The organism is Xanthomonas sp. WHRI 6108, from assembly GCF_040202385.2.
Taxonomy (GTDB): Bacteria; Pseudomonadota; Gammaproteobacteria; order Xanthomonadales; family Xanthomonadaceae; genus Xanthomonas; species Xanthomonas arboricola.
Genome location: NZ_CP168198.1, coordinates 2,268,480 through 2,282,030, shown reverse-complemented (window position 1 = coordinate 2,282,030; position 13,551 = coordinate 2,268,480). Strand labels below are relative to the sequence as shown.

12 protein-coding genes and 1 riboswitch are annotated in these 13,551 nt (G+C 65.4%); of the genes, 3 read left to right on the top strand and 9 right to left on the bottom strand.

Annotation, left to right across the window (positions count from 1 at the left end):
- Positions 1-4: 4 nt before the first annotated feature.
- The 7 genes from der to ndk form a co-directional block, all read right to left on the bottom strand.
- Positions 5-1,402, bottom strand: a complete 1,398-nt coding sequence (gene der, locus ABQ039_RS09785) for a ribosome biogenesis GTPase Der (protein ID WP_016904421.1) — start codon at positions 1,400-1,402, stop codon at positions 5-7.
- Positions 1,403-1,412: 10 nt separating this feature from the next.
- Positions 1,413-2,630 (bottom strand): outer membrane protein assembly factor BamB, encoded by a 1,218-nt coding sequence (gene bamB / locus ABQ039_RS09780; protein WP_039521550.1) that lies wholly within the window; start codon positions 2,628-2,630, stop codon positions 1,413-1,415.
- On the bottom strand, positions 2,630-3,268 hold the full coding sequence (locus ABQ039_RS09775; protein WP_024940124.1) for a tetratricopeptide repeat protein: 639 nt from the start codon (positions 3,266-3,268) through the stop codon (positions 2,630-2,632). Before ABQ039_RS09775 ends, bamB begins: the two co-directional genes overlap by 1 nt.
- A gap of 70 nt (positions 3,269-3,338) precedes the next feature.
- Positions 3,339-4,199, bottom strand: a complete 861-nt coding sequence (locus ABQ039_RS09770; RefSeq protein ID WP_349777814.1) for a RodZ domain-containing protein — start codon at positions 4,197-4,199, stop codon at positions 3,339-3,341.
- On the bottom strand, positions 4,196-4,984 hold the full coding sequence (pilW, locus tag ABQ039_RS09765; protein ID WP_102256770.1) for a type IV pilus biogenesis/stability protein PilW: 789 nt from the start codon (positions 4,982-4,984) through the stop codon (positions 4,196-4,198). The genes ABQ039_RS09770 and pilW overlap by 4 nt, the downstream gene beginning before the upstream one ends.
- 10 nt (positions 4,985-4,994) lie before the next feature.
- Entirely contained in the window at positions 4,995-6,200 is a 1,206-nt protein-coding gene (gene rlmN / locus ABQ039_RS09760; RefSeq protein ID WP_039527310.1) for a 23S rRNA (adenine(2503)-C(2))-methyltransferase RlmN, read from the bottom strand.
- 18 nt (positions 6,201-6,218) lie between these two features.
- Positions 6,219-6,644 (bottom strand): nucleoside-diphosphate kinase, encoded by a 426-nt coding sequence (ndk, locus tag ABQ039_RS09755; RefSeq protein ID WP_184612002.1) that lies wholly within the window; start codon positions 6,642-6,644, stop codon positions 6,219-6,221.
- Positions 6,645-6,861: 217 nt separating this feature from the next.
- On the opposite strand from ndk, the gene ABQ039_RS09750 reads away from it, so the two are divergent.
- From ABQ039_RS09750 to ABQ039_RS09740, 3 genes are all read left to right on the top strand, one after another.
- On the top strand, positions 6,862-7,494 hold the full coding sequence (locus ABQ039_RS09750) for a TetR/AcrR family transcriptional regulator (RefSeq protein WP_024940119.1): 633 nt from the start codon (positions 6,862-6,864) through the stop codon (positions 7,492-7,494).
- Between the two features lie 25 nt (positions 7,495-7,519).
- Positions 7,520-9,892 (top strand): 3-hydroxyacyl-CoA dehydrogenase/enoyl-CoA hydratase family protein, encoded by a 2,373-nt coding sequence (locus ABQ039_RS09745; RefSeq protein WP_102256772.1) that lies wholly within the window; start codon positions 7,520-7,522, stop codon positions 9,890-9,892.
- A 162-nt stretch (positions 9,893-10,054) separates the two neighbouring features.
- Positions 10,055-11,260: an acetyl-CoA C-acyltransferase gene (locus ABQ039_RS09740; RefSeq protein ID WP_024940117.1), complete on the top strand. Its 1,206-nt coding sequence runs from the start codon at positions 10,055-10,057 to the stop codon at positions 11,258-11,260.
- 325 nt (positions 11,261-11,585) lie between these two features.
- Here ABQ039_RS09740 and crcB read toward each other — a convergent pair whose 3' ends face one another.
- Both crcB and ABQ039_RS09730 read right to left on the bottom strand, forming a co-directional pair.
- Positions 11,586-11,987, bottom strand: a complete 402-nt coding sequence (gene crcB, locus ABQ039_RS09735) for a fluoride efflux transporter CrcB (protein ID WP_184612004.1) — start codon at positions 11,985-11,987, stop codon at positions 11,586-11,588.
- 113 nt (positions 11,988-12,100) lie between these two features.
- Positions 12,101-12,169, bottom strand: a riboswitch (Fluoride riboswitch).
- 2 nt (positions 12,170-12,171) lie between these two features.
- Positions 12,172-13,461 carry a replication-associated recombination protein A gene (locus tag ABQ039_RS09730; RefSeq protein ID WP_260298196.1) on the bottom strand — a complete coding sequence of 430 codons (1,290 nt, stop codon included), beginning with the start codon at positions 13,459-13,461 and terminating at the stop codon, positions 12,172-12,174.
- Positions 13,462-13,551: the final 90 nt, after the last annotated feature.

Sequence of the window (13,551 nt, the reverse complement as noted above, 5' to 3'; positions counted from 1 at the left end):
CTGCTTACTTGCCCTTGACGTGCTTCATCAACCGCCTCTTGCGCGCCACCTGCCGTTCGGTGAGCGTGTTCTTCTTGCCCTCGTACGGATTGGCACCTTCGCGGAAGATGAAACGCACCGGCGTGCCGACCAGCTTGAAGCGCTTGCGGAAGAAGTTTTCCAAATAGCGCTTGTACGATTCCGGCAGCACCTTCAGGCGCGTGCCGTGCACGATAAAGGTAGGCGGATTTGCGCCACCCGGATGCACGTAACGCAGCTTGGAGACGTGGCCACGGATGCTCGGCGGCGGATTGGTCTCGTAGGCGATTTCCAGCGCCTGGTTGACTTCGCTGGTGCTGAACTCGTGCGTGGCCGACGCGTGTGCACGGTGAATCGCCTGGAACAGCTCGCGCATGCCCGAGCCGTGCAGCGCGGAAATCCGTACCGCCTCGGCCCAGCTGACAAAGCCCAGCTTGCGCGACAGCAGGTCTTCGGCCTGCGCACGCTGGTAGTCGCTCTGCCCGTCCCACTTGTTGATCGCCACCACCAGGGCGCGGCCAGCGTCCAGGATGGCGCCCAGAATGGTCGCGTCCTGGTCGGTGACGCCTTCACCGGCATCCAGCATCAGCACCGCAACCTGGCATTGCTCGATCGCCTGCAGCGTCTTGAACGCGCTGAACTTCTCCACCGCCTCCTCGACCTTGCCGCGGCGACGCAGGCCGGCCGTATCGATCAAGCGGTACTGGCGCCCGTCACGGTCCATGTCCACGGCGATCGAATCGCGCGTGGTGCCCGGCACCTCCGAGGCAATCATGCGTTCTTCGCCGAGCAGGCGATTGACCAGCGTTGACTTGCCCACGTTCGGGCGGCCGACGAAGGCGATGCGCACACGCGCCGGGTCGGTATCCAGCAGCTCGCCGGCACCCTCCTCGGGCAGACGTGCGCCGACTTCCTCGAGTAGTTCGTCGATGCCCTGCCGATGCGCGGCAGACAACGCCACCACATCGGAGAACCCGTAGCGCGCGAATTCCGAGCGCACGGTTTCCTCATCGGTGCCGTCGATCTTGTTGATGACCAGCACGGTCGGCCGCGCCAGCTTGCGCAGCCAGGCCAGGATCTCGTCGTCCAGCGAGGAGGCGCCTTCGCGGCCGTCGACCACGAACAGCACCAGATCGGCCTCGCCGGCAGCGGCGCGGGCCTGCCGCGCGGTGGCGCCAGCGAGGCCTTCCTCGTCACCGGCAATACCGCCGGTATCGACGACGATGAACGGACGTTCCTCGTCGAGACGACAGACCCCGTAGTTACGGTCGCGGGTGACGCCGGGCTGGTCGTGGACCAGCGCGTCACGGGTGCGCGTCAGCGCATTGAAGATGGTGGACTTGCCGACATTGGGCCGTCCGACCAGGGCGACCAGGGGCAGCATCGCGAAGTCCTTATTGTGCCAACCGGAAGGCGGTGATATCGCCATCGGTGTTTTGTACCAACAGAATGCCGTCCACGACGATCGGCTGCGCCAGCAGCGTGTCGCGTCCAGCGCGAGCGCGCGCGGCCAGTGCACCGTCGCTGAGTTTCAGCCAGTGCAGATAGCCCTTGTAATCGCCGACCACGGCGTAATCGCCCTGGATGGCCACACCGGTCAGGGAGCGACGCGCCAGCGCGGCCTGCGACCACATCGCCGCCCCGCTGCTCTTGTCCAGGCCCCACACCGAGCCGGCGTTGTCGGAGACCACCACCACTGCCGACGACACGCCAACGCCACCGGCGCCGCCGTGATCGCGCGTCCACAGCGGACGGCCGCTCGGGCCTTCCAGTGCGAGGGTTTCGTTCTTGAAGCTGGTCGCATACAGCGTGGTGCCATCGAGCACCGGGGCGCCGTCCACATCGGCCATGCGCTCCAGCTCGGTGCGGCCTTCCGGCACGCCGATCGCCTGTTCCCACAACGGGCGGCCGTCCTGCAGCGCCAGGGCGCTCAAGGTGCCGCTGTCGTTGCCGACGAACAGCACGCCCGGGCCGGTCACGATCGGCGCATTGCCGCGCACCGACAGGGTAGGGCCTTCTTCGGCATGGAACCAGCGACGCTCGCCGGTGGCCGCGTCGAAGGCGCTGACGCGACCATCGTTGCTGCGCACCAACACCAGGTTCTGCGCAATCGCCGGTGCGGCGATGACTTCGTTCGGCACCTTGGCACGCCATTTTTCGGTGCCATCGGCCTGGTTCAAGGCAATCACGTCGCCAGACAGGGTACCGATCACCACCAGGCCTTCGCCGACGCCGGGGCCGCCGGACAGGCGCTGCTTGAACTTGCGATCGTTACGCTCTTCCTTCTTGGGCTTGTATTCCCACACGCGCTTGCCGGTCTGCAGGTCCAGCGCCTGCACGCCGCCGGTGATCGCCGCGGCGTACACCTTGCCATCGGCCACCGCTGGACGCTGGCGCACGCCGATATGGCCTTCGCCCTTGCCCACGCCGGTGGACCAGATCTTGTCGACCTTGACCGACGGCTCGAACTTGACCAGCTCGGCAGGTTCCTGCGCCTTCTTGGCGGCGGCGTCCTTACCGGCAAACCAGCCCTTGACGGTGCTGCAACCGGCTAGCGACACGCCCATCAGGGCGATCAATGCAATGCGCTTGTACATATCAACCTGCTTCATCAAATCGGCTCCGCCGGATCGGGCACCTTGCCGCCCACATCCATCAGCTTGGTTTCCAGCAAACGGCGCTGCGGCGAGGCCACGTCCACCGTGGTCAGGGCCTTGGCGTAGAGCGCACGCGCTTCGTCCGGCTTGCCCTGCACGACCAGCGCATCGGCGCGGATCTCCAGGCTGGTGTGGTCCTGCGCATCGGCCAGCAGCTTGATCGCTTCGTCCGGCTTGCCGCTTTCGGTCAACACACGCGCCAGGCGCTGCTGCACGATCTGCTTGAGCTCGCCTTCGGCGGGCACGTCGCGCAGGGTCTTGATCGCTTCGGCATGCTTGCCGGCATCCACCTGGGCCTTGGCCAGACGCAATGCAGCCAGTTCGGCGTAGACACCGCCCTTGCCGTCATCGAGCGCCACGATGTCCTTGGCCGCCTTGTCCAGGTCCTTGCCCTGGATGGACTTGACCACCGCCTCGTAACGGGTATTGGCTTCCACCGATTGGGTGGCGGTGTGCTTCTGCCACCACTGCCAGCCCAGGATCAGGGCCAGGCCCACAACGACGCCGCCTACCAGCCCTGCGCCATTCTTTCTCAACCAGGAACGAACGCGTTCGCCTTGTTCGTGTTCGTCCAGCAGATCGTCGATCGCCATGCGTACTCTCGCTCCGTCATCCCGGAGGCGCGGAACATCAATAGGGAAAAATGAAAAACCGCAGTCCGCTTCACTCGGAAGCAGGTACCACGGAGCCGTCGGAGGATACCGCAAAACGGGCCACGTTAGCGCGCTGGAACGGTTTCACATCGACGATACTGCCGCCTTGCTGAACCTCTACCGCCGACGCATTACCCAGCACGATGCGACCCACCTGCCCTGGCGAATAACTGCGACGCTCGCCGGCACGCACCAGTGCCTTTTCGACCGCGCTGCCATCCGGTGCCAGAATCTGCACCCAGCTGTCGCCGCTGAAACTCAACGACAAACTGCCGCCACTGGCGGCCGAGGCTGCAGGGGTCTCGACCTCGGGCGCGGCCCGTGGCACCGGCGTCATCGACGCGATGTACGGCGCCGGCTGCTCGCGCGGCGCACTGGCCGGCTGCGTGGCAGCGTTGGCCGGGGTGCCGGTCCCGGGCGCTTCCGGCATGCTGTCCAGCGATACCGTGCTGGGCGCCTTGCCATCCAGATGCGAACGCGTCGCGTACCACACCGGAACCGCGAACACGCCAGTGATCACCACATACATCGCCTTGCGCGCAGTGCTTTCCAGGATGCGCCGTGCCCGCGGCGTGTGCGTGTGGCTGACCAGCTTGACCGGCTCAATCGGCGCAATCGCCGCCTGCTGCAGCAGCGGCTCCAGGTCCACATGCAGCAAGCGCGCATAGCTGCGCAACTGACCGCGCACGAAGACCGGCGCACCCAGGCGTTGCCAGTCTTCCTGCTCCAGCGAGCGCACCACATGCGCCGGCATGCGCAGCTTGCCGGCGACTTCGTCCACGCTCAGACCTGCCGCTTCGCGCGCATCGCGCAAATGCTGTCCGCAGCCCTTTTCCTGCTCGAAAGGGTTCGGATTGGAATCACTGATCACAATGCATTGGCCCCGGGGTTAGCGGTCGCTGCGTCAGGAAATTCCTTGACCAACCGCTGTTGATAACGGCTGGCAGCTACCTTGTCGCCTAGCCCTTGCTCAATCTGAATGGCGAGTTGTAACACGGAAGCGGTTGCCGGTGCAGCCGCAAGCCGTCGTTCAATAAACGCACGCGCTTCGAAATAATTGCGATTGGTCACCTCGGAGCGCGCCATCGACTCGAGTGCGTATGGATTCCGCGGATCCAGTTCCAGCGCCTTGCGCAAGTCGCCGACCGCCCGCTGCGGCTGCCCGGCCTTGAGTGCGCAGCCACCTGCATTGCCCAACGCGGAGGCTGGCGATGCGTAGTTTCTGTCGGTCAGGGCGCGATCAAACCAGATCAGCGATTCGGCCGGCGAGCCGTTCGCGCACAACCACGCGCCGTAATTGTTCAGGACATCGCCGCGCTGCGGCGCAAGCTCCGCGGCTCGGCGGTATGACGCACCGGAGCCGGCAACATCGCCCTTGGCGCCTTGAATCAGCGCCAGCAGACCAATGGCATCCACCGACTGGGGATCTTTCTTCAAGGCTGCACGGACCTGCTCTTCGGCAGCGGCGTAGTCGCCTGTCTGCAGCCGATTATTGGCCAGGCCCAGCTTCTCCTGCACCGCCAGACGATTCTTTGTCGCGGTGCTGTCGCGGAACGAATGCACCTGCGCGACCTCCTCGACCGTCTGGACCGAGCCGGCCTTGGCATTGCGACCACCGCAGCCGACCGCGCACAGTGCGATCGCCACAGCCGCCATGGCTGCTAGATCACGCTGCCGCATCTCGACCGGCCTGCCCTTCCAGGGTGCGCAGGAAATCCGCCTGACGACGGGTGCGGTCCATGACCTGCCCCTTGAGCTGCCCGCAGGCGGCGTCGATATCGTCGCCACGGGTCCGCCGCACCATCGTCAGCACTTGTGCGTCGAGCAGGATCTTCTGAAACGCGCGGATCTCGGTCTCGCCCGAGCGCTCGTAACGCGTGCCCGGGAATGGATTGAACGGAATCAGGTTGACCTTGCCGGCGTCCTTGGACTGCACCGCATTGTCGAACTGACGCATCAACCTGGCCAGCTGGCGCGCATGCTCGGGCTGGTCGTTGATGCCTTTCATCAAGGTGTATTCGAAGGTGACCGAATCGCGCTTCTTGTTGCCGCGCAGATAACGCGCGCAGGATTCCATCAGCTCGGCGATCGGGTATTTCTTGTTCAACGGCACCAGGCTTTCGCGCAGCGTGTCGTTGGCCGCATGCAGCGAGACCGCCAGCGAGACATCGCTTTCGGTCGAGAGCCGGTCGATCATCGGCACCAGGCCGGAGGTCGACAGCGTCACCCGCTTGCTGGCCAGGCCGTAGCCCAGGTCGTCGCGCATCACGCTCATCGCGCGCACGACGTTGTCAAAATTCATCAGCGGCTCGCCCATGCCCATCATCACCACATTGGTGAGGCGGCGCTGCTGGTGCGGCACGTTGCCCAGATGGCGCGCCGCCACCCACACCTGCCCAACAATCTCGGCGGTGGTGAGGTTGCGGTTGAAGCCCTGGGTGGCAGTCGAACAGAAGGTGCAGTTCAGGCCGCAGCCGACCTGGGACGATACGCACAGCGTGCCGCGGCCCTTGTCGGGGATGTAGACGGTTTCGATCGCGTTCTTGCCGTCGGTACCCATGGCCAGCAGCCACTTGTGAGTCCCGTCGGTGGACGGCTTGTCGAACACGACATTCGGGACGAGGACCTCGGCGTGCTGGTGCAACTTCGCACGCAGCGCCTTGCCGAGGTCCGTCATCTGATCGAAATCGGTGACGTAGCGATGGTGGATCCACTTCATCACCTGATGGGCACGGTAGCGCGCTTCGCCGAGCGTGTCGGCGAAGAAGCGCTCCAGTCCCTCGCGATCGAGGTCGAGCAGGTTCTGCTTGCGCAGTTCCGGGGTACGGACGGGAACGTCCTGCAGCACGGAGGGGATCACGACCTCATTCACGATTCGACTCTCTCGGCCTCAGCGCGAGACCACTTCGGTGGCGGCAAAGAAATACGCGACTTCGTTGATAGCGTTCTCGACCGAATCCGAGCCGTGGGCGGCATTGGCATCGATCGAGTCGGCGAAGTCGGCGCGGATGGTGCCCGGCGCAGCGTCCTTGGGATTGGTCGCGCCCAGCAGGTCACGGTGTGCGGCAACGGCGTTCTCGCCTTCCAGCGCCTGGATCATCACCGGGCCGGAGATCATGAACTCGACCAGCGCGTTGAAGAACGGACGCTCGCGGTGCACGGCATAGAAGCCTTCGGCTTCGCGACGCGACAGCTGCTTGTACTTGGACGCCACGATCTTCAGGCCGGCCTTCTCGAAACGGCTGTAGATTTCGCCGATGACGTTCTTGGCAACGGCGTCGGGCTTGATGATGGACAGGGTGCGCTCCAGCGCCATGGGAGGATCTCCGTTGGGCGGGCCACTGAAGGCCCGAGGTTATCATGAAAAAAACCCGCGTCAAAACGCGGGCTTAGGCTTCTTTGCGATGGTCAATTCTATCCCTTCGTCGCTGCATTTGCACACCGCCCCCTGAATCGTGCTGCGTTGCCGCATGACCGCCACAGCGTCCAGCCCGTAGACTCAAACAATCGTTTGATTGAGTTCCGCCCCGCGCATGCCCAAGCCCGCCCACTTCTCCACCAAGGACCGCATCCTCGGCGCGGCCGAGGAGCTGTTCGCCCAGCATGGCTTCGCGGGAACCTCGCTGCGCCAGCTGACCACCCAGGCCGACGTCAATATCGCGGCGGTCAATTACCACTTCGGGTCCAAGGAAAACCTGGTCAACGAGGTGTTCCGTCGCCGCATGGACGAGATGACCGCCGCGCGCCTGCAGCAACTGGAGGCGGCCAGGAAGTCACAGCCGGGCGAGCTCACCGCGGTGCTGGCGGCCTTCGTCGAGCCGGCGCTGGCAATGGCGCAGGACCGCCAGAGCGGCGGCGCGTTCGTGCGGGTAATTGCGCGCGCCTATGCTGAAAAGAACGACAACCTGCGCAAGTTCCTGTCCGACCACTACGGGCATGTGCTGCGCGAGTTCGGCAAGGCCATCGCTGCCTGCGTGCCGGGCCTGAGCAAGGAAGAGCTGTACTGGCGCCTGGATTTCCTGGCCGGTGCGCTCACCTATGCGATGGCCGATTTCGGACTGATCAAGCGCCCGGCCGGGGTCAGCGAGGCCGACCACCGCGCGCGCGCCGCGCGCGAATTGATTCGTTTTGCGGAACCCGGTTTCCGTACCCATTCCACACCGTAGTCGCTCACACCAAAGGCTCATCGCTATGTCCAATCCGTTGCTAGTCCGTCGTGCTGCCGTGCTCGGTGCCGGCGTCATGGGCGCGCAGATCGCCGCGCACCTCACCAATGCCGGTGTCGACACCGTGCTGTTCGACCTGCCTGCCAAGGAAGGTCCTGCCGACGGCATCGTGCTCAAGGCCATCGCCAACCTCGGCAAGCTCAGCCCTGCCCCGCTCGCCAGCAAGGCCCTGGCCGAGGCGATCACGCCGGCCAACTATGAAAGCGGTCTGGAGCAGCTGCGCGATTGCGACCTGATCATCGAAGCGATTGCCGAGCGCATGGACTGGAAGCAGGACCTGTACAAGAAGATCGCCCCGTTCGTGGCCGATCACGCCGTGCTGGCCTCCAATACCTCGGGCCTGGGCATCAACAAGCTCTCCGACGTGCTGCCCGAGCAGTTGCGCCACCGCTTCTGCGGCGTGCATTTCTTCAATCCGCCGCGCTACATGCACCTGGCCGAACTGATTCCCGCCAAGGGCACCGACAAGGCCGTGCTGGAAGGACTGGAAAGCTTCCTGGTCACCACGCTGGGCAAGGGCGTGGTGTATGCGAAGGACACCCCGAACTTCATCGGCAACCGCATCGGCGTGTTCTCGATCCTGTCCACCATCCACCACACCGCCGAGTTCGGGCTGGGCTTCGATGAAGTCGATGCGCTGACCGGCCCGCTGGTCGGGCGCCCGAAGTCGGCGACCTACCGCACCTCGGACGTGGTCGGCCTGGACACCATGGCGCACGTGATCAAGACCATGGGCGACACCCTGCCCGACGATCCGTGGCACCAGTACTTCAAGTCGCCCAAGTGGCTGGAGGCGCTGATCGGCAAGGGCGCGCTCGGCCAGAAGGTCGGTGCCGGCATCTTCCGCAAGGTCGGCAAGGACATCGTGGTGCTGGACCTGGAGAAGCAGGATTACAGAACCGCCGATCGCAGCGCGGCGCCGGAAGTGGTCGAGATCCTCAAGATCAAGAACCCGGCCGAGAAGTTCGCCAAACTGCGCGAGAGCCAGCACCCGCAGGCGCAGTTCCTGTGGGCTACCTTCCGCGACCTGTTCCACTACAGCGCCTATCACCTGGCCGATATCGCCGAGACCGCGCGCGACGTGGATCTGGCGATCCGCTGGGGCTACGGCTGGTCGCTCGGCCCGTTCGAGACCTGGCAGGCCGCCGGCTGGAAGCAGGTAGCGCAGTGGATTGCCGAAGACATCTCCAACGGCAAGAGCATGAGCAGCGCGCCGCTGCCGAACTGGGTGTTCGACGGCCGCGACGGCGTGCATGCGGCCGAAGGCTCGTACAGCCCGGCGCGCGACGCCAAGCTGCCGCGCTCGGCACTGCCGGTGTACAAGCGCCAGCGCTTCCCCGATCCGCTGCTGGGCGAGCAGTTCTCGCCGGGCGAGACGGTGTTCGAAAACGACGGCGTGCGCATGTGGCATGACGGCGACGACATCGCCGTGGTCAGCTTCAAGACCAAGATGAACACCGTCTCCGATCACGTGCTCAATGGCCTGCAGGAGGTCGTTGGCCGCGCCGAGAGGGACTTCGCCGGGCTGGTGATCTGGCAGCAGAAGGAGCCCTTCTCCGCCGGCGCCGATCTGGCCGGCGCGCTGGGTCTGCTGCAGGCCGGCAAGGTCGATGCATTCGAAGCGCTGGTCGCCAACTTCCAGGCCACCAGCCAGCGCATCAAGTACGCGCAGGTGCCGGTGATTTCGGCCGTGCGCGGGCTGGCGCTGGGCGGCGGCTGCGAGTTCCAGATGCACAGCGCCAAGACCGTGGCCTCGCTGGAAAGCTACATCGGCCTGGTCGAAGCTGGCGTTGGCCTGCTGCCGGCCGGTGGCGGCCTGAAGGAAATCGCCGTGCGCGCCTCGCAGGCCGCAGGTCCGGGCGGCGATGTGTTCGCCGAGCTGAAGAAGACCTTCGAAACCATCGCGATGGCCAAGGTGTCCAATTCGGCGGTCAATGCCAAGGAGCTGGGCCTGCTGCGCGCCACCGACAAGGTGGTGTTCAACAGCTTCGAGGCGCTGCACATCGCCAAGGCCGAAGCGCGCGCATTGGCTGAAGGCGGCTACCGCGCCCCGCTGCCGGCACGCCGCATCCAGGTCGCCGGCGACGTCGGCATCGCCACCTTCAAGATGCTGCTGGTCAACATGCTGGAGGGCCGCTTCATCAGCGACTACGACTATGAAATCGCCACCCGCATCGCCACGGTGATGTGTGGCGGTGAAGTCGATCGCGGCGCACTGGTCGACGAGGAATGGCTGCTCAAGCTGGAGCGCAAGCACTTCGTCGAACTGGCCCAGCAGGAAAAGACCCAGGCGCGGATTGGGCACATGCTCAAGACGGGTAAGCCGCTGAGGAACTGAGATTCGGGATTCGGGTTTGGGGATTCGTAACAGCGGCTCCCCTGCCCTCCAACATTCTCGCTTCCACCAAATTCATCCGCCGGGCAGGACCATTCAGGAATCAGGATCCGCAGTTGCGAATCCCCAATCCCGACTCCCCAATCCCGGCTATCGGAGATAGCCATGAGCAAGCAGATTCAAGAAGCCTACATCGTCGCCGCCACCCGTACGCCGGTCGGCAAGGCACCGAAGGGCGTGTTCCGCAATACCCGTCCCGACGACATGCTGGCGCACGTGCTGCGTGCGGTGGTGGCGCAGGCGCCGGGCATCGATCTGTCGCGGATCGACGATGCCATCATCGGCTGCGCGATGCCCGAGGGCGAGCAAGGCATGAACGTGGCGCGCATCGGCGTGCTGCTCGCCGGCCTGCCCAACAGCGTGGCCGGCCAGACCATCAATCGTTTCTGTTCGTCCGGCATCCAGGCCGTGGCGATGGCCGCCGACCAGATCCGTCTGGGCAATGCCGACCTGATGCTGGCCGGCGGTACCGAGTCGATGTCGATGGTGCCGATGATGGGCAACAAGGTCGCCATGTCGCCGAACGTCTTTGCCGACGACCACGTCGCGATCGCCTACGGCATGGGCATCACCGCCGAGAAAGTGGCCGAGGAATGGAAGGTCTCGCGCGAGGATCAGGATGCATTCGCGCTCGCTTCGCACCAGAAGGCGATTGCCGCCATTGCCGCCGGCGAATTCCGCGACGAGATCACTCCCTACGAAATCCTCTCGCACCAGCCCGACCTGGCCGGCAACGTCATCGCGCTGCGCAAGCGGCTGGTCGACACCGATGAAGGCCCGCGCCCCGACAGCTCGCTCGAAGGCCTGGCCAAGCTGCGTCCGGTGTTCCGCAACGGCCAGTTCGGCGGCAGCGTCACCGCCGGCAACTCCTCGCAGATGAGCGACGGCGCCGGTGCGGTGCTGCTGGCCTCCGAGCAGGCGATCAAGGATTACGGGCTGACCCCGCTGGCGCGCTTTGTCAGCTTCTCGGTGGCCGGCGTGCGTCCGGAGGTGATGGGGATCGGCCCGATCGCGGCGATTCCCAAGGCGCTCAAGCAGGCCGGCCTGACCAAGGATCAGATCGACTGGATCGAGCTCAACGAAGCCTTCGCCGCACAGGCGTTGGCGGTGATCCGCGACAGCGAGCTGGATCCGTCCAAGGTCAACCCGCTCGGCGGCGCCATCGCCCTGGGCCACCCGCTGGGCGCAACCGGTGCGATCCGTGCCGCCACCCTGGTACACGGCCTGCGCCGTCGTCAGCAGAAGTACGGCATGGTCACCATGTGCATCGGCACCGGCATGGGCGCGGCGGGCATCATCGAAGCGCTGTAAGTCATGCATTGCGGGATCGGCCGTCGGGCCGATCCCGCAACGCCGACCAGGCTGTCAGTCAATCAGGGCGTGCGCGAGCATGCCTTTTTTATGCGCCAGTGCAAACGGTCGCCAGCGAATGCCAGCGACACCAAGCATCCGTCGGCGCGCCCGACAGGCACGCGGCCAGGCGTCGCGTCCGAGCATGGCTCCTGATGGCACGTTGACCGTTGCCCGGCGGCGCCAACCCATGCCAGCCATTCAATCGTCGGCGTGTATCTACGCTCGCAACGTCGCCGCATCCCGGCCTTGGCTTCACTGCCGCGATTACACGGCAGAGCTGCGCCTAACGCGCCACCAGCCACTGACCGGCACGCGCACCGGCAAACACCAGCGCCAGTCCGGCCATCAGCGTGATGGCCAGATACACGCCGATCATCGCAGACCGATCCGTGCGTGCGAACACCAGGCATTCCATCATCAACGACGAGAACGTGGTTAGCCCGCCGATCACGCCGACGATCAGCAAGGCCCGCAACGGCCAGCTCGCCGGGCCGCGCGCATCCAGCCAGACCAGCAGCACACCGGCGACGAACGAGCCGAGCAGATTCACGGTCAGCGTGCCCCACGGAAATCCGTTACCGAAGCGCTGCAGCAACGAGGCACCGATGGCAAAGCGCAGGCCGGAGCCCAGCGCACCGCCGGTCATCGCCAGCAGCAATTGCTGCCACCACACCGGTGCGTTCATGCGCGCACTCCGCAGGCGGCCGAAGGGGGTTTCAACAAGGTGTCGTGCATGTCGGCATCATCCGTTTTCTGAGCAAGAAAAGATGCCGGGGCACAGACCTGCCGCCCCGGCGGGGGTGGGCAGGCATCATCAGCGCGCAGGGTGCGTGCGGTTCAAGGAGGAATGCCATCTCCTGTGCGGCCGATTATGCCGTGGGCTTGCCGCCCTTGTCAGCCCGCGCCTGTTCGCGCGCGGCGCGCAGGCGGTCGAGCTTTTCCTTGAGCTTGATCTCCAGCCCGCGCGGCACCGGGTTGTAATAGACCCGCTCGCCCATCGCATCCGGAAAGCCGGTCTGGTCCAGCGCGATCCCGCCTTCGGCATCGTGGTCGTACTGATAGTCCTGCCCGTAGCCCAGCGTCTTCATCAGCTTGGTCGGCGCGTTGCGCAGATGCAGCGGCACCTCCTGCGTGCCGGTGGCGCGCACCTCGGCCTTGGCCTGGTTGAAGGCGGCATAGCCGGCATTGGACTTGGCGGTGCTGGCCAGATACAGCACCAGTTGCGCGAACGCCAGCTCGCCCTCCGGGCTGCCCAGACGCTCGTAGATGTCCCAGGCCTCCAGCGCCATGCTCTGCGCGCGCGGATCGGCCAGGCCGATGTCCTCGATCGCCATGCGGGTCAGCCGCCGTGCCAGATAGGCCGGGTCGCAGCCGCCGTCGAGCATGCGCGTGAGCCAGTACAGCGCGGCATCGGGGTTGGAACTGCGCACCGATTTGTGCAGCGCCGAAATCTGGTCGTAGAACTGCTCGCCGTTCTTGTCGAAGCGACGCGTGCGGTCGGCCAGCACCTGCAGCAGCGTCTGCGGAGTGATCTGGCCACCCTCGCCGCCTGCCAGTTCCGCGGCGATCTCCAGCAGGGTCAATGCACGGCGCACGTCGCCGTCGGCCGCGCTGGCAATTTCAAGCAGCAAGGCATCGCTGACCTGGATGCTCTCCTGCCCCAGCCCGCGCTCCGGATCGTGCAGCGCACGTTGCAAGGCCTCGACGATGTCCTGCGGCGAAACGCCTTCCAGCACGTGCACGCGGCAGCGCGACAACAATGCCGAATTCAGTTCGAACGAGGGATTTTCGGTCGTCGCACCGACGAACAGGATCGTGCCACGCTCGATATGCGGCAGGAACGCATCCTGCTGCGCCTTGTTGAAGCGGTGCACTTCATCGACGAACAACACCGTGCGGCGCCCGCCGGCAAAGCGCTGCGCAGCCTCGGCCAGCACCTGGCGCACCTCGGGCAAACCCGACAGCACTGCCGAGATCGCCTTGAACTCGGCGTCGGCGTAATGCGCCAGCAGCAGCGCCAGGGTGGTCTTGCCGCAACCGGGCGGACCCCACAGGATCATCGAATGCACGCGGCCGGATTCCACCGCGCGTCGCAATGCGCTGTCGGGCGCGAGCAGTCGCTTCTGCCCGACCATCTCGTCGAGGGTGCGCGGACGCATGCGCTCGGCCAGCGGGCGCAGGTGCTCGCCGTCTACGCTGAGCAGATCGGCTTCGGGAGTGATGGGGAGCTTGGTTCGTGCCACGCGGCA